The 15,385-nt window shown below is 60.2% G+C and carries 14 protein-coding genes and 1 pseudogene; 9 read left to right on the top strand and 6 right to left on the bottom strand.

The genetic code is table 11. The features are described 5' to 3' along the window. Positions 1 to 71: 71 nt before the first annotated feature. Positions 72 to 1,070 carry a response regulator gene (locus ACF0H7_RS12255; protein WP_397453016.1) on the top strand — a complete coding sequence of 333 codons (999 nt, stop codon included), beginning with the start codon at positions 72 to 74 and terminating at the stop codon, positions 1,068 to 1,070. Between the two features lie 2 nt (positions 1,071 to 1,072). Then, entirely contained in the window at positions 1,073 to 2,026 is a 954-nt protein-coding gene (locus tag ACF0H7_RS12260) for a diguanylate cyclase (RefSeq protein ID WP_397453017.1), read from the top strand. Positions 2,027 to 2,032: 6 nt separating this feature from the next. On the opposite strand, the gene ACF0H7_RS12265 is transcribed toward ACF0H7_RS12260, so the two are convergent. Then, the gene (locus ACF0H7_RS12265; RefSeq protein WP_397453018.1) at positions 2,033 to 2,470 is read right to left on the bottom strand and encodes a hotdog fold domain-containing protein; all 438 of its coding nucleotides are present in this window, start codon (positions 2,468 to 2,470) and stop codon (positions 2,033 to 2,035) included. 119 nt (positions 2,471 to 2,589) lie between these two features. On the opposite strand from ACF0H7_RS12265, the gene ACF0H7_RS12270 reads away from it, so the two are divergent. Beyond that, positions 2,590 to 3,240, top strand: coding sequence for a TetR/AcrR family transcriptional regulator (locus ACF0H7_RS12270; protein ID WP_397453019.1), 651 nt, complete (start codon positions 2,590 to 2,592; stop codon positions 3,238 to 3,240). Here the strand turns inward: ACF0H7_RS12270 and ACF0H7_RS12275 are convergent. The 3 genes from ACF0H7_RS12275 to ACF0H7_RS12285 are packed head-to-tail and all read right to left on the bottom strand — an operon-like array spanning position 3,224 to position 6,717. Further along, complete coding sequence (locus tag ACF0H7_RS12275) at positions 3,224 to 4,252, bottom strand: SIS domain-containing protein (RefSeq protein ID WP_397453020.1); 1,029 nt, start codon at positions 4,250 to 4,252, stop codon at positions 3,224 to 3,226. The genes ACF0H7_RS12270 and ACF0H7_RS12275 overlap by 17 nt on opposite strands. A 42-nt stretch (positions 4,253 to 4,294) precedes the next feature. Then, the gene (locus ACF0H7_RS12280) at positions 4,295 to 5,305 is read right to left on the bottom strand and encodes an ROK family protein (RefSeq protein ID WP_397453021.1); all 1,011 of its coding nucleotides are present in this window, start codon (positions 5,303 to 5,305) and stop codon (positions 4,295 to 4,297) included. Positions 5,306 to 5,313: 8 nt separating this feature from the next. Beyond that, positions 5,314 to 6,717: an APC family permease gene (locus tag ACF0H7_RS12285; protein ID WP_397453022.1), complete on the bottom strand. Its 1,404-nt coding sequence runs from the start codon at positions 6,715 to 6,717 to the stop codon at positions 5,314 to 5,316. 224 nt (positions 6,718 to 6,941) lie between these two features. On the opposite strand from ACF0H7_RS12285, the gene ACF0H7_RS12290 reads away from it, so the two are divergent. Continuing rightward, positions 6,942 to 8,138, top strand: coding sequence for an ROK family protein (locus ACF0H7_RS12290; protein ID WP_397453023.1), 1,197 nt, complete (start codon positions 6,942 to 6,944; stop codon positions 8,136 to 8,138). A 140-nt stretch (positions 8,139 to 8,278) separates the two neighbouring features. Here ACF0H7_RS12290 and ACF0H7_RS12295 read toward each other — a convergent pair whose 3' ends face one another. After that, the gene (locus ACF0H7_RS12295; protein ID WP_397453024.1) at positions 8,279 to 8,662 is read right to left on the bottom strand and encodes a cupin domain-containing protein; all 384 of its coding nucleotides are present in this window, start codon (positions 8,660 to 8,662) and stop codon (positions 8,279 to 8,281) included. A 33-nt stretch (positions 8,663 to 8,695) separates the two neighbouring features. Continuing rightward, complete coding sequence (locus ACF0H7_RS12300) at positions 8,696 to 10,732, bottom strand: FAD-dependent oxidoreductase (RefSeq protein WP_397453025.1); 2,037 nt, start codon at positions 10,730 to 10,732, stop codon at positions 8,696 to 8,698. Between the two features lie 136 nt (positions 10,733 to 10,868). Between ACF0H7_RS12300 and ACF0H7_RS12305 the strand changes: the two genes are divergently transcribed. The 5 genes and pseudogenes from ACF0H7_RS12305 to ACF0H7_RS12325 form a co-directional block, all read left to right on the top strand. Beyond that, positions 10,869 to 11,543 carry a TetR/AcrR family transcriptional regulator gene (locus tag ACF0H7_RS12305; protein ID WP_397453026.1) on the top strand — a complete coding sequence of 225 codons (675 nt, stop codon included), beginning with the start codon at positions 10,869 to 10,871 and terminating at the stop codon, positions 11,541 to 11,543. 15 nt (positions 11,544 to 11,558) lie between these two features. Then, entirely contained in the window at positions 11,559 to 12,410 is an 852-nt protein-coding gene (locus ACF0H7_RS12310; RefSeq protein ID WP_397453027.1) for a pyrroline-5-carboxylate reductase family protein, read from the top strand. A gap of 27 nt (positions 12,411 to 12,437) precedes the next feature. Continuing rightward, positions 12,438 to 13,439 carry an ABC transporter substrate-binding protein gene (locus ACF0H7_RS12315; protein WP_397453028.1) on the top strand — a complete coding sequence of 334 codons (1,002 nt, stop codon included), beginning with the start codon at positions 12,438 to 12,440 and terminating at the stop codon, positions 13,437 to 13,439. Positions 13,440 to 13,634: 195 nt separating this feature from the next. Next, positions 13,635 to 14,498, top strand: a complete 864-nt coding sequence (locus tag ACF0H7_RS12320) for an ABC transporter permease (RefSeq protein WP_397453884.1) — start codon at positions 13,635 to 13,637, stop codon at positions 14,496 to 14,498. Further along, positions 14,488 to 15,303: pseudogene (locus tag ACF0H7_RS12325) on the top strand (glycine betaine/L-proline ABC transporter ATP-binding protein); the annotation flags it as partial. The gene ACF0H7_RS12320 and the pseudogene ACF0H7_RS12325, both read left to right, overlap by 11 nt. Between the last annotated feature and the right edge of the window lie 82 nt (positions 15,304 to 15,385).

The following is a 15,385-nucleotide window of genomic DNA, read 5'->3' on the forward strand; positions in this document are numbered from 1 at the left end:
GGGAAAACTGCTCTCGCACCCTAAAAGTGCAGCCGCAGCCTGAAACTCTCTAGCAGTGAGAAACGCAGACAATGCCCATGGTTCCGTTATTGATATGCGACGACTCCAACATGGTGCGCAAGCAGCTGTTGCGGGCGTTACCCTCGGGTTGGGGTGTATCGGTGACGATGGCAGCCAATGGCATGCAAGCGCTGGAGGCGATTCGCCAGGGCCTGGGCCATGTGGTGCTGCTGGACCTGACCATGCCGGAGATGGACGGCTACCAGGTGCTGGCGGCAATCCGCGCGCAAGGCTTGAGCGCCAAGGTCATCGTGATCTCCGGCGACGTCCAGGCCGAAGCGGTGCGTCGGGTGCTGGAGTTGGGGGCGCTGGCGTTCCTGAAGAAACCAACCGATCCGCAGGCCTTGCACAAGGTGCTGCTGGACCAGGGTCTACTCGACCCAAGCCAGCAGACGGTGGCTGTATCACGTGCGGTCGCGGAGCCGGTCACCAGTTTTCAGGATGCCTTTCGCGAAACCATCAACGTCGCCATGGGCCGTGCCGCCGCTTTGCTGGCGCGGGTGTTGGGGGTGTTCGTGCAATTGCCATTGCCCAACGTCAGCTTCCTCGAGGTCGGTGAGCTGCACATGGCGCTGGCCGACGCGCAAGGCAATGCGCAACTGACGGCGGTGTGTCAGGGCTATATCGGTGGCGGGATTGCCGGCGAGGCGCTGTTGCTGTTCCACGGCTCGGAAATCGCCGACATGGCGCAGCTGATGCAGCGCAACTCGGCCGATTATTCCGACATGGAAATGCTCCTCGACCTGTCGACGATCTTGATTGGTGCCTGCCTCAGCGGGATTGCCGAGCAGATCGACGTGGTGTTTTCCCAAGGTCATCCGCAAGTGCTGGGCATGCAAGCCGGGATCGACGAGTTGATTCGGGTCAACCAGACCCGCTGGAAGAAAACCCTGGCCGTGGAAATCAGCTACAGCCTGGAAGGCCACAATATTCATTTTGATCTGTTGCTGTTGTTCACCGAGGATTCGGTAGAGCGGCTTTCCCGAAAACTCGCCTACCTGATGAGCTGAGCATGAACGATCGCATCGATATCAAAGAGCTGCATTGGCTGCTGACCATCGCCCAGAGCATCGACGTCGGGGTCGTGGTGTTCGACCGTGACTATCAGGTGCAGGTCTGGAACACCTTCATGGAAAACCGTTCCGGCGTGGTGCCGAGTGACGCGACCCAGCAGTCCTTTTTCAGCCTGTTCCCCGAGGTCAACCAAGCCTGGTTTCGGCGCAAGGTCGAGAGTGTGATGACCCTCGGTACGCCGGCGTTCACCATTTGGGAGCAGCGGCCTTACCTGGTGCATTTCAAGAACTACCAGCCGATCACCGGCCAGGAAGATTTCATGTACCAGAACACCACGCTGTTTCCGCTGCGGGCGATCAACAACGAGATCAGTCACATCTGCCTGGTGATCTACGACGTGACCGACGTCGCCACCCATGCGCATCAATTGCAAGGCGCCAACCGCCAGTTGCAGTTGCTGTCCAGCACCGACCGCTTGACCGGCCTTTACAACCGCGGGCATTGGGAAGAATCGCTGAAGAACGAATACGCCCGCCACCGTCGTTATGATTCCGCCGCGTCGCTGGTGATGTTCGACATTGACCACTTCAAGCGGATCAACGACACCTACGGCCACCAGGCGGGTGACCACGTCATCCAGCGCGTGGCCGACTCCGTGCGCGAGCATATTCGTGACGTGGACATCGCCGGGCGCTATGGCGGTGAAGAATTCGCGGTGTTGCTGCCGGGCACGCCGAAGGCCGGGGGCAGGGTGTTTGCCGAGCGCCTGCGCAAGGCAGTCGAAGCGCAGGAAGTGCTGCACGACGGACAAAAAATCCGCTGCACCATCAGCCTGGGCGTCGCCGACCTGAGCCAGCCGACTGCCGACTATAAACAACTGATCGAACGCGCCGACCAGGCGTTGTACAGCTCGAAAGGCAACGGCCGCAATCAGGTCACGCTGGACGAGTAAGGTCGTTCAGAGTTTGACGTTCATGGTGATGCGCGCCGTGAACACCTTCTGGTTTTCGGCATCGAACACGTCCACCGGCACCACTTTATCGCCCGCGCTCGACCAGTCGACCTGACTGCCGTCCGCCACGGCGCGGACGTCGGTTTTTGCCTTGGCCAGGTACTCCACGGTCATGCCTTTCGGAATCCAGCGTGCACCTTCGGGTATCGACACGTTGGTCATGGTTCCGGCCACCAGTTCCGCCGCGTTGCACAGGGCAATCGCATGCACGGTGCCGAGGTGGTTGGTGATCTCCTTGCGAAACGGCACCTGCACTTCGGCATGGCCGGCGCGCAGCTCCACCAGGGTCGGGTTGATGGTGCTGAAGTAGGGCGCCATCTGGCAGACCATGGCACTGAATTGCTCAGGGCCAGCGTTGTTGAACATCGCCAGTACTTGATTCATGGGACTTCCTCGGTCGGTGGATTAAACAGAATAATATTCTGTAAGTGACCGGATCATAGAACTAGAATATTATTCTGTAAATACGCTTGCCGAATAATATTCTGTCACGAGGATTGGCCTTGCCCGCTTCCGAGATTGTTGCTGTTGCGTCCGCTACTGCCGAGGCCTTGGCGCGCAGTTACCCTGGTGCACGCGCCAGTTTGAAACGCGACATCCTTTCCAGCGCGCTGGCCTGTTTCAACGAGCACGGCCTGGAGCCGACCACCATCGACATGATCAAGGTCCGGTGCGGCACCAGCGTGGGCAATATCTATCACCATTTCGGCAACAAGGACGGGGTGGTCGCGGCGTTGTTTTTCAGTGCGCTGGATGATCAATCGCGTTTGCGCGAAGGGTGTCTGGCGACGGCGCAAACGGCGCAGCAATGGGTGGCGGCGCTGGTCTACAGCTACGTGGATTGGGTGACGGCGCAGCCCGAATTGGCGCGTTTCCAGTTTCAGGCGCGTTCAGCGGTGAGCAAAGGCCCGCAGGCCGAGGCGCTGGCGCAACGTAATCGCCAGCGCAATCGGCAGACCCTCGACTGGCTGGCGCAGCCGGAGCGCCGCGCCGACTTCAGGGATTGGCCGGCGGAGTTGCTGCCGTCGTTGGTCATTGGCCAGTCGGAGAATTACTGCCGGGCCTGGCTCTCGGGGCGGGTGCGCACCTCACCAACGGAGTACCGCGAGCAACTGGCAGAGGCAGCGTGGCATTCGGTCAGCGCGTCTCAGTGACCTTCTTCAGGAACCGTGGCTGATCCGGGTTTCGCCCACGGGCTTCGGCCAATGCCTGGGCCATCAGGTAGAACCCCTGAATCATCGTCAGTGGCTCCAGCAGCGGGTCGTCGGTGGGCACGCTCGGCAGATTGGCCGCCGGATTGCCGCGCGGTGCGACCACCAGCACCTGCGCGCCGCGTGCGCGCATCTCTTCGGCGAACACCAGAGTGCCGGCCTGTTCCGGGCCTGATGGCGCAAACAGCAACACCGGATAGCCTTCTTCGATGATCTCCATCGGCCCGTGTTTGACTTCGGCGCTGGAGAAGGCTTCAGCCTGAATACCCGAAGTTTCCTTGAGCTTGAGCGCGGCCTCCTGGGCGATCGGCAACGCAGGGCCACGACCGATGACGATCATCTTCTCGGTCTGCACCAGCGTGCTGATGGCCAGCGACCAGTCTTCGTTTTGCACCTCGGCCACTTGCCCAGGCAGTTGCTTCAAGGCCGCGCTCAGGCCGGAGTTGATGCCCAGCCGGTCGCCCAGATAGCCAACGGTTTGCGCGGCGGCCATCAGCATCGCCACGTAGCTTTTGGTCGCGGCGACACTCTGCTCAAGGCCGGCCGGCAACAGGATTTCGCTGTCAGTGACCTGGGCCAGCGCCGAGTCAGCCGTGTTAACGAACGCCGTGGCCGTCGCGCCGCGCTCTTGCAAATAGCGCACGCTGGCGATCAGGTCGGGGCTTTTACCGGACTGCGACAACGCCGCGACCCAGCACTTTTTCAGGCGCAGCGGCGGGGTGTGCAAGCTCACCAACGACAGGGCAATGGACAGACTTGGGATGCCGATCTGGCTCATCATCGCGTGGGCAAAAAAGGCCGCCGCGTGGTCCGAGCTGCCACGGGCCACAGTGATCATCAAGTCGGGCAGGTCGTCCGCCAACTGCGCGACCAATGCCTGGATTGCGCTGTCGTCGTCGAGCATGCGCTGCAGCATGGCGGGGATGGAGCGGGTTTCATTCAACATCAAGGACATGACAAGGTTCCTGAACGCCCGTCAGCCGCGAAGGCTGGCGAGTCATGCATAAGGGGCGAGTTGCGCATCGCCTTCGGCGATGAGGTGTTCCGGGATAAAGGTCAGGCCGGTGGCGTCCATCGCCATACTCAACGCGCCCCACAGCGGCGCGTCATGAGTGAACTGCGCGGCGATGATTTCCGGGGGGAAGGGCACCACGCGTTGAATCAGCTGTTGGATGATTGGCGCCAGCACCGATGCTTGCCGGTACAGGCCACCACCGATGGCGATGCGGCTGACATCCAGCGCCACCGCCAGGTTGGCAACTTGAATCGCGCAGGCGGCGATACGCTGTTGCAACGCCTGCTGCACGTTGACCGCGTCGCTGGCGAACAGGTCGAGGGCGTCGTGTCCCTGGCCAAGCATTTCTGCCGCCAGCAGCGACAGGGCAGTCCCCGAAAACAACTCCTCCAGCGGCGCCGCGCCGTCGCTGAAGGTCTTCCAGTTGGCGGGTGTATTCGGGTCGAGGAACGGTGACAACAGGTAGCCGATTTCCATCGCCGCGCCGTTGTGTCCACGCATCAATTTGCCGTTGACGATGGCCGCCGCCGCCAGGCCGGTGCCGAGGTTGAGGTAGATCGCATTGTCGATACCCGTCAGCGCGCCCCAATGAGCCTCGGCCATGGCGCCAGCCTTGACGTCATTGTCGAGGATCACGTTCTGAGTGCCCAGGCCTTGCGCCAGCAGGCTGTGCAAGTCGAGGTGTTCGAAGCCCGGTGTATTGGGCGCCATGAGCAGGGTCTTGCCGCGGACCACGCCGGGGAACACCGCCACGACGCTGAGCACCGGCGCGTAGCCCAGTTCAGCGACGCAGTCTCGGGCAGCGCGGATGATCCGTTGCAACGCCGAAGCGCCGTGCAGACCGTCGGCGTGGGTCGCCAGTTTGCAGGTGTGCAGGCGTTTGGTAACCGTGTCGTAGCCAGCGATGTGGGTCTTGGTGCCCCCCACATCGATCGCCAGCAAAACCCCTTGGTGAGGCGCCGAAGCGCCCTTTGAATCGAAACGCTGATGCATGGAACTGATCACTTGTAAGGCCATAGACGATGAGCGCGGGCCCAGAACACATAAGCGCCACAGCCCGCCACGACCCACAGCAACGACCACTGGATCGGGTAGGCGCCCGGCGCGTTATGGTTGGACGCCAGATAGATATACACCCAACCGACCAGCGCAATCACTGCCGGCAGCGGGTAAAGCAACATGGTGTACGGGCGCGCCAGGTGTGGCTTGGTCTTGCGCAGCACAAACAACGAGATGATCTGCGCCACAGACTGGACCAGAATCATCACCGTTGTCAGCAACTGGATCAGCGTGGTCAGGTCGGTCAGGCGACCAATCATGAAGCCCGCCGAGGTCAGCACACCCATGCTCACCACGCCCCAGGTCGGGAACGCGTGGTCGGGGTGCGTCTTGGCAAAACCGTCGAAGAACACCTTGTCTTTGGCTGCTTCGAATGGCACCCGCGAACCGCCCAACAAACCGGCGAACACCGACGCCACGGCAGTGATCAGAATCAGTACGGTGACCACGTTGGCGGCGCCAGTGCCCCAGGTTTCGCTAAGCACTACCGAGGCGACCGATTTGTAGGCGGCCGAATCCTGATCGAGCATGCGGTGCCAATCCACCACACCCAGCACGCCGACCTGCATCAACAGGTAGATGGCCAGCATGCCGACGATGGAATAGATGATCGATTTCGGAATCACTCGGCCCGGGTTTTCGACTTCGCCGGCCAGATAAGCCGAGGTGTTGTAGCCCAGGTAGTCATAGATGCCGATGGTCAGACCGCCGGCCAAGCCGAACCAGAAGCCGCTGTCGGTCAGGTTGAAAGCGCCAGGCGGGAAGCTGAAGGCGAGGTCGGCGTGGAAGTGTGAGAGGGCAGCAGCAATCAGCGCGCCGATACTCAGCAGCATGATCCCCCACAACACGTTGCCGAGTTTGGCGATGGACTCGATCTTGCGCCACAGCATCACCACCACCAGCCAGATCAACACCAGGCCGACAATGTTGCCGGTAGTTTGGCTCATGTCCGGCCAGAACCAGCTCAGGTACTGCACAAAGCCGATGATGCCGGTGGACATGATCAGCGGGATAAACAGCATCGCCGTCCACACGAACAAGAACGGCAGCAGTTTGCCAGTGCGCTTGCCGAAGGCTTCACGCAGGTAAACGTAAGTACCGCCAGCGCCCGGTAACGAAGCGCCGAGTTCCGCCCAGACCAAGCCGTCGCACAGCGCCAGCAGCGCGCCGAGGATCCAGCCGAGGTAAGCCTGCGGGCCACCCATGATCACGATCATGGTCGGAATGGTGATGAAGGGACCAACGCCACACATCTGGCTCATGTTGAGGGTGGTCGCGGAAAACAGACCGAGTTTTTTCTTGGTGCCGGTTTTTTGCCCGGAGGGGGCGGGTGCGGATGCGTTCATGTGACGATCTCTTTTATGGAGCGGCTAGAAGAAGTTATGGGCAGTAAAAAAAATTACGCGCCAGTGCCAGGCTTCTACCGACTCGGCATTGTTGTTGTTTTTTGAGTTCTGAATCGTCTGCGGGTGACGCAAGCGTCCTACAGCTCGATCTGCGGAATAGAAAACCATATCGGATTGATTAATTCAACTTGATTTAATTAATAGCAAACACTGATCATCGCCCCATGAAAAAAGCCACCCGCACTGCCACCGCCGGTACCAACGCCGAGCACGCTCGCCTGCATAACCGACGCGTGATTCTCGAAGCCGTGCGCCTTGCCGGCCGCTTGACCCGCGCCGACCTCACGCGCCTGACTTCGCTCACGGCGCAGACGGTGTCGAACATCGTCACTGAGCTGCAAGAGGAGGGCATTCTGCTGGTGCACGCAGCGGAGAAAGGCGGGCGCGGGCAGCCGCCGGTGCCGTTGTCGATCAACCCCGAGGGCGGCTATTCCATCGGCTTTCACGTCGAGCAACACCGGATCATTGCGGTGCTGCTCGATCTGCTGGGGCAGACCCAGGCGCAGGTACGGCTGTCGGTCAGTTACCCGAGCTTCGAGGACGCGTTGCCGATGATTCTCGACACTACGCGCCAGTTTCAGCAGCAATTGTCGGCGGGGCGTTTCTTTGGCGTGGGCATCGCGCTGCCGGGGCCATTCAACGTCGAAGGCATGACCGCAGTGGGGCCGACCGGCTTATCCGGCTGGGACGATCCGACGATTGCCGCGCGCTTGAACAAGGAACTGGGGGTCCCGGTGTTGATCGAAAACGACGCCACTGCTGCCACCATGGGCGAGCGTCTGTACGGTGTGGCCAGCGACCTGCATAACTTTGTGCACTTGTTCATCGGCAGCGGTCTCGGCGCGGGGTTGTACCTGGACAATCGCTTGTATTCCGGCAGTTGGCACAACGCCGGGGAAATCGGCCATATGACGGTCATCCCCAACGGAAAGACCTGCCATTGCGGGAACCAGGGATGTCTGGAGCGCTACATTTCGATTGCCGCGTTGCTCGAGCATCTTGGGCATCCGGCGGATCACGACATTGCCGAATGGGATACGACGAGCAAGGCATTCCAGCAAGGTGTCGAGGTCTGGCTGGACGAAGCGGTGCCGGCATTGAGGCAGGCGATCAACATCCTGGAGTCGGTGCTCGATCCGCAGACTATCCTGATCAGCGGCTTCCTGCCGGAGCCGATTTTGCTGCGTTTGATCGAACGTCTGGAGCCACTGTCGCGCTCGATCAGCAGCCGCTCCGATCGCGAATACCCACGCATTCAACTGGGCACCGCCGGCCCGGATACCGTGGCCTTGGGCGCGGCGGCGTTGATGATTCTGGCGGAAATAAGCCCGCATTATGAGACGTTGCTGAAGTCGGAGTGACAGCGGTTTGCCAGACACTCCGCGTCAAACTATTCGCCAACACGTTGGCCCCCACAGGGATTGTGAGTTGCCTGGGAGCATGGAATCTCCGACCGTTCGAATGACCACAGATTTTACGTCAGGCTCGGATTTTCATGGGCTCAACGACGGGTATACATCACCAGCAAAATTGCGCCGTGTTCAGAGCCCGCACTGTGGGCCGCATCAGGTGCTCTGCAGCAGTAATCGCCGACGTTCAGCGTTCGCTCTTGATCAAAGAATGAACCCTCCAGCACCAACAGTTGTTCCAGTTCGCCTTCATGGGTGTGGCTCATGGCGTGGGCGCCGGCATCGACCCTCATCAAGAAGGTCTTTTCGCCGCGAGCGGGCTCGGCGAACAGCGGCTTGATCCAAAAGCCCGGTGTCGCGGTCAGCTGCCATTCTTCAGTGGCGGCGCGGTAATACTGCGAACCCTGAATCGGACCCTGTATTCCCGTTTCCCCGGAAATATTCCAGGACGGCGCGCCGCTGTCTTCGATGCTCACCGTGCGTACTCCTCTGTCGATGGTGTGTCGGGTTCACAGGTCCTTGACCAACCGCAACGCGTCATAAATTGCCGCGTGGGTGTTGCGTGCGGCCACGGCGTCGCCGATGCGGAACAGTTGGAATCGGCCGCCCGGGTGGGTCACCACAGTCTGCGGGTTACCCAGGATCAGGTCGTGTTGCTCAACGACGCCGCCGTTGCTGGAGGCGACTTTCAGCTCGAAATACAGCTCGTCCAACGGTCGGGTGCCGTGGTTGACCACGACTTGATCGACGTAGCGGGTCTTGCGCGCACCGCCATAGTCGCTGTCGATGGTCGCCCGTAGCCCCTGGCCCTCGCGCTCGACGGCGAGCAGGCGAAAGGTCACGGTAAAGGTCGTGTCCAGGGCTTGCAGCGAGCGCATGTAGGGCACCAGGTTCATGGCCATGACTTCGGGCGCGAAGGTGCGGTCGGGGGTCATGATTTCCACTCGCGCGCCGCTTTTGGCGATGAATTCGGTGGCCTGCAAACCGGCGTGATCGCCGGCGTCATCGAACACCAACACATTGCTGCCAGGTTTCACGTCGCCGGAAATGATGTCCCAGGCCGAGACCACCAGCTCATTCCCCGCAGCGAGGACCTCGGTGTGAGGCAGGCCGCCGGTGGCGATGATCACCACGTCCGGGTTTTCATCGCGGACGTGGCTGGCTTCGGCCCAGGTGTTGAAATGGAAGACCACGCCACGCGCCGTGCACTGCGCCATGCGCCACTCGATGATGCTGAGCATCTCGCGTCTGCGCTCGGACTGCGCGGTAAGCCGCACCTGCCCACCGGCCTGATTCGCCGCCTCGAACACCACCACACTGTGCCCGCGTTCCGCAGCGACCCGCGCCGCCTCCAGGCCAGCAACACCGGCGCCGACGATGACGATCTTGCGTTTGATCACGGCCTTGGGAATGTCGTGGGGCATGGTGGTTTCGCGGCCGGTAGCAGCGTTGTGAATGCAATACGCCGCGCCGCCTTGATAGATCCGGTCCAGGCAGTAATTGGCGCCGACGCAGGGACGAATATCCTCTTCGCGGCCTTCGATGATCTTGCGCACGATGTGCGGGTCGGTCATGTGCGCGCGGGTCATGCCCACCATGTCGATTTTGCCGGAGGCGATGGCGTAGCGCGCGGTGGCGACGTCCGGAATCTTCGCCGCATGGAAGGTCGGAAAATCGGTCGCTGCACGAATCTCGCCGGCGAAGTCCAAATGCGGCGAGTTGCGCATGCCCTGGATCGGAATCACATCGGTCAGGCCTGCGTCGGTGTCGATATGGCCACGGACGATGTTGAGGAAGTCGACCATGCCGCTGTTTTTCAGGCGTTGGGAGATGTCCAGGCCATCGGCTTTAGTCAGCCCGCCGGGCAGGTCTTCATCACCGGTGTAGCGCACCCCGACAATGAACTCGTTGCCGACTCGCTTGCGGATGGCGCTGAGGATATCGAAGGTAAACCGCAGCCGATTGTCGATGGAGCCGCCATAGGGCGCGTCGAGCTGGTTGGTCAGGGGTGACCAGAACTGATCCATCAGGTGTCCGTAGGCCTGCAACTCGATGCCGTCCAGGCCGGCGGCCTTCATCCGTTCCGCCGCGTCGGCGTAGTCCTTGATGATGCGCTCGATGTCCCAGTCTTCCAGTTTTTTGGGGAAGGAGCGGTGCGAGGCCTCGCGCTCGAACGATGGTGACACCACCGGCAACCAGTCGCCCTTGTCCCAGCGCGTGCGGCGACCGAGGTGGGTCAGTTGGATCATCACCGCGGCGCCGTGTTCGTGACACGCATCAGTCAGGTCTTTCATCCAGCCGACCACTTCGTCCTTGTAGGCGAGGATGTTGTTGAACACGGGTGGGCTGTCGCGGGACACGGCGGCGGAGCCTGCGGTCATCGTCAGGGCGACCCCGGCCTTGGCCCGCTCGACATGGTAGGCGCGATACAGGTCTTTGGGCATGCCGTCCACGGGATACGCCGGCTCGTGCGCGGTGGTCATGATCCGGTTTCTGAGGGTCAGATGCTTCAACTGGTACGGCTGCAGGAGAGGATCATTCAACATCGTCAACATGCTCCAGGGCGGGTAACGGGGTTGCGGATGAAATGACGGTAGAGCGAAATGTACACCTGTGTCAACACAGTAGACATAGGTGTACATTTCACTTGCATGACGTCAGGCATCCGGCTAGGATCGGTCCATGAAAGAACAAACCAAGGCAACAGAAACAGGCTGGAGAGGGTCGCTGGAAGGGTGGCTCGACGCAGCGTATGAAAGCTTGACCGAATCGGGTGTCGACACGGTGCGGGTGATGCCGCTCGCGAAAAAGCTAGGGCTGTCGAGAACCAGCTTCTACTGGTTTTTCAAGGACCGTGAAGAACTGCTGGCGGCGCTGATCGAGCGCTGGCGGCTGAAAAACACCGGCAACCTGATCGAGCAGACCGAGTGCTATGCCGAGAGCATTGCCGAGGCGATGTTGAATGTTTTCGACTGCTGGCTGAACCCGCAGTTGTTCGATTCACAGTTCGAATTCGCGATGCGCAGTTGGGCCTTGCAGTCGGCAGAGGTGTCTGAACATATCCGGGTGGCCGACATCGCCCGGCGTGAAGCGCTGATTCGGATGTTCGTGCGCTTTGGTTACGAGTTCGACGGCGCGGATGTGAGGGCACGAACGATTTACCTGACGCAGATTGGCTACATCAGCACCAACACTCGGGAAGATGTGGCAGAAAGAATGCGGCGGATTCCCGAGTACGTGAAGATCTTTACCGGCCAGGAACCCCGGGCGCGGGAGTTGAATCGCTTCTATTTCCGGCATGGCTATGTGATGGATGAAGCTCCCTCCCTTGAGGTCCCGACGGCGACCGCTGGCTAACGAAGGCAGGTTCATATGGTGAGCGAACCCACGATAGGCATTATCGGTGGATCGGGATGGCTTGGCCGCTCCATAGCCCAGGCATTGTTGAACAGTGACTTTATCAAGGCCGGGTCGCTGACCCTGTCGAGTCGTAACGGCGCCAGTGCGTTTGCCGGCGACACATGGCGGGGCGTTAGCCTGACCCGTGACAACCAGGCGTTGGTTCAGCAATCGGCGGTGGTGGTGTTGTCGGTACGCCCGGAGCAGTTTGCCGAGGTGAAGATCAACGCGCACAACCGGCTGGTGATCTCGTTGATGGCGGGTGTTGCGCTGCAGGACGTGGTGGCGCAGACCGGCAGCCAGCAGGTGATTCGGGCGATGCCCAACGCCGCTGCGCAAATCGGCAAATCCTACACACCCTGGCTGGCCACCGACAGCGTCACGCCCGAGCAAAAAGCCTTGACCCAAGGTCTGTTCGAGACCTGTGGCACGGCAGATGAAGTGTTTACCGAGCAACACCTGGATTACCTGACGGCGCTGGTGGGAACCGGCCCGGCTTATCCGGCACTGCTGGCCCGGGCCATGCTCGACCATGCGCTGGCCAGCGGTCTGCCGGCGACCATCGCCCAGCGCGCGGTGCTCGCGGTGGTGGTCGGCGCCAGCCAATTGATCGGCGATGGTCGCGCCATCGACGCACTCTTGCAGACGCTCATCGGTTACCGGGGCGTTACCGCGGCAGGCCTGGAGGCCATGATTGCCGACGGCTTCAATACAACAATAAAGGCAGGTCTGGATTCAGCGGTGCTGGTCGCTTCTACGCCGAATCCTCTTTTTCATACTGCTGATAAAAAGAAGGTCAGTGAAGCGGGCATTGATCATTCTTAACCTTCGCCGCCATCGAGGTTAGCGTTTATGAATATTGCGTTGTGCTCCAAGACAGGGCTGGCACTGGGATTTCTGGCGTTCAGTACATGGGCGTCAGCCTCCGATTGCGGCGATGTGACGATTGCCAACATGAACTGGCAGTCGGCCGAGGTCATGGCCAATGTCGACAAGTTCATTCTTAACGCGGGCTACGGCTGTAATGCCGACCTGGTGTCGGGCGATACGGTGCCGACCATCACCTCAATGGTGGAAAAGGGCCGGCCGGATATCGCGCCCGAAGGCTGGATCGACCTGGTGCCTGAAGTTGCCAAAGGCGGTATGCAGAGTGGCAAACTCATCCAGGCGGCAAACTCGTTATCCGATGGTGGCTCGCAAGGCTGGTGGATTCCGAAATACATCGCCGATGCACACCCGGATATCAAAACGTTCAATGATGTGAAAAAACACCCCGAACTGTTCCCTTCGCCTGAAGACCCGCAAAAAGGCGCGATCTACAACGGTCCGCAAGGGTGGGGTGGTACGGTGGTAACCAGCCAGTTCTACAAGGCTTACGGCTTTGACAAGGCCGGGTTTGTGCTGGTCGACACCGGCTCGGCGGCGGCACTTGATGGTTCCATCGCCAAGGCCTACGAACGCAAGGCGCCGTGGCTGGGTTTTTACTGGGCGCCGACTGCCTTGTTGGGCAAGTACCCGATGGTAAAACTGGACAATGGCCTGGCCGTCGATCCGGCTGAGTGGAAGCGCTGCAATACCGTCGCCGACTGTCCCGATCCCAAGCCCAATGGCTGGCCTATCGATCGGGTCTATACCTTGACCACCAAGTCGTTTGCCGCTCGCTCACCAACGGTCATGGCGTACCTGAACAAGCGCGCCTGGTCCAATGCGACGGTCAACCGCCTGATTGCCTGGATGACCGACAATCAGGCCACCGGCGAGGAGGGCGCCAAATACTTCCTGAAAAACAACGAGGCACTCTGGAGCCAGTGGGTGACCCCCGAGGCAAGCAGCAAAATCAAGGCTTCGCTTTGACCTGAGGGCAATGCAGCCGTCCAGCGCGCTGCATTGCCTTGCTCCATCAAAAATAAAAACACCCATGTATTGAAATGACTGCCAGTGTTTTTAGGGCCTGTACGAAAAGTCGGCGAGCGCAGCCACTTTCCGTACAGAGCCCAGGGTCTTCTACAAAAGGGGAATGTTATGGAATGGCTATCAAGCTTTCCGCATATGGAAGACGAAAGTCTTCGGGCCTTGAAAAAGGCCATCGATGGCGCTTTCCGACAGTTCACCAGCACCTATGGCGACAGCTTCGAAGCGTTCTTCCAGCCATTGCAATATTTTCTCAATCAGTCCGAACGGTTCATGACCAACACGCCGTGGCCGATCATCATTTTGATCGTCGCCTTGATTGCGTGGTTTGCCAGTCGCAGCTGGAAAATAGTCGTGGGCTGCGTGTTCACCCTGATGGCGATCGGTTACCTGGACATGTGGACCGACACCATGAAGACGCTGTCGATGATCTTCGTCTGCACAGTGATCTCGATTGTCATCGGCCTGCCGTCCGGTATCGCGATGGCCCGCTCCAATCGATTGCAAAACATCGTCAGTCCGGTGCTCGATGTCATGCAAACCTTGCCCAGTTTTGTGTACCTGATTCCGGTGGTGATGCTGCTTGGCATCGGCAAAGTGGCCGGGTTGATTGCGGTAGTGGTCTACGCCTTGCCGCCGATGATCCGCCTGACCAACCTCGGTATCCGCCATGTCGATGCCGAGATGCTGGAAGCCGCCGACGCCTTCGGCTCCTCCGCCTGGCAGAAGCTGAAAAATGTGCAGTTGCCACTGGCGATGCCGTCGATCATGGCCGGGATCAACCAGACCATCATGATGGCATTGGCCATGGTGGTGATCGCCTCGATGATCGGCGTCCAGGGCCTGGGGCAACCGGTACTCAAAGCGATCTCCAATCAGTATTTCACCCTGGGGATCTTCAATGGGTTGGCGATCGTCGGCATCGCGGTGATCTTCGACCGCGTCAGCCAGGCCTACGGCAGAAGACTGCAAAAACACCTGGAGAAGGTTCATGGCAACTAACGGCTCCAGTGATTTCGGCATCGAAATCAAACACCTCTACAAAATTTTCGGCTACCAGTCCGAGGACAGTATCGAGCGGGTCAAGCAAGGGATCAGCAAGACTCAACTGCTCAGCGATTACAGCCATGTGCTGGGCTTGAAGGACATCAATATCCGCATGCCCTCGGGGGGTATCCAGGTAATCATGGGCCTGTCGGGTTCGGGTAAATCCACCCTCATTCGGCATATCAACCGCTTGATCGAACCGACGGCGGGGGAAGTCATTGTCGGTGGCGTCGATGTGTTGAAAATGAGCCCGCGTGAGCTGCAGGCGTTTCGTCGGCATACCATCTCCATGGTGTTCCAGAAGTTCGCCCTGTTGCCCAACCGCACGGTGCTCGACAATGCGCTGTATGGGTTGGAGATTCAGGGACAGGCTCGCGCCTGACAGGTGGAACTGGCGATGCGCTGGCTGGAGCGGGTCGGGCTCAAGGGCTATGAACATCATTATCCGAATCAGCTGTCTGGCGGGATGCAGCAGCGGGTCGGATTGGCCCGGGCGCTGGCCAGCGATGCACCGATTCTGTTGATGGACGAGGCGTTTTCTGCCCTTGACCCGTTGATTCGGATGGACATGCAGTCGGTGCTGCTGGACCTGCAAAAGGAACTGAAGAAGACCATCGTGTTTATCACCCACGACCTGGATGAAGCGCTGCGTATCGGTGACCGGATCGCCATATTGCGTGACGGCGAAGTGGTGCAACAGGGCACCCGCCAGGAGATCGTGATGAAGCCTGCCGACGAATACATCGCCAACTTCGTCAAGGAAGTGAACCGTGGCCGGGTCATCGACGTCGAGGCGATCATGACGCCCTTCGTCAGTGCCAAGGCGGGCCCAAGGCTTGCGG

Source organism: Pseudomonas sp. NA-150 (assembly GCF_044336365.1).
Lineage (GTDB): Bacteria > Pseudomonadota > Gammaproteobacteria > Pseudomonadales > Pseudomonadaceae > Aquipseudomonas.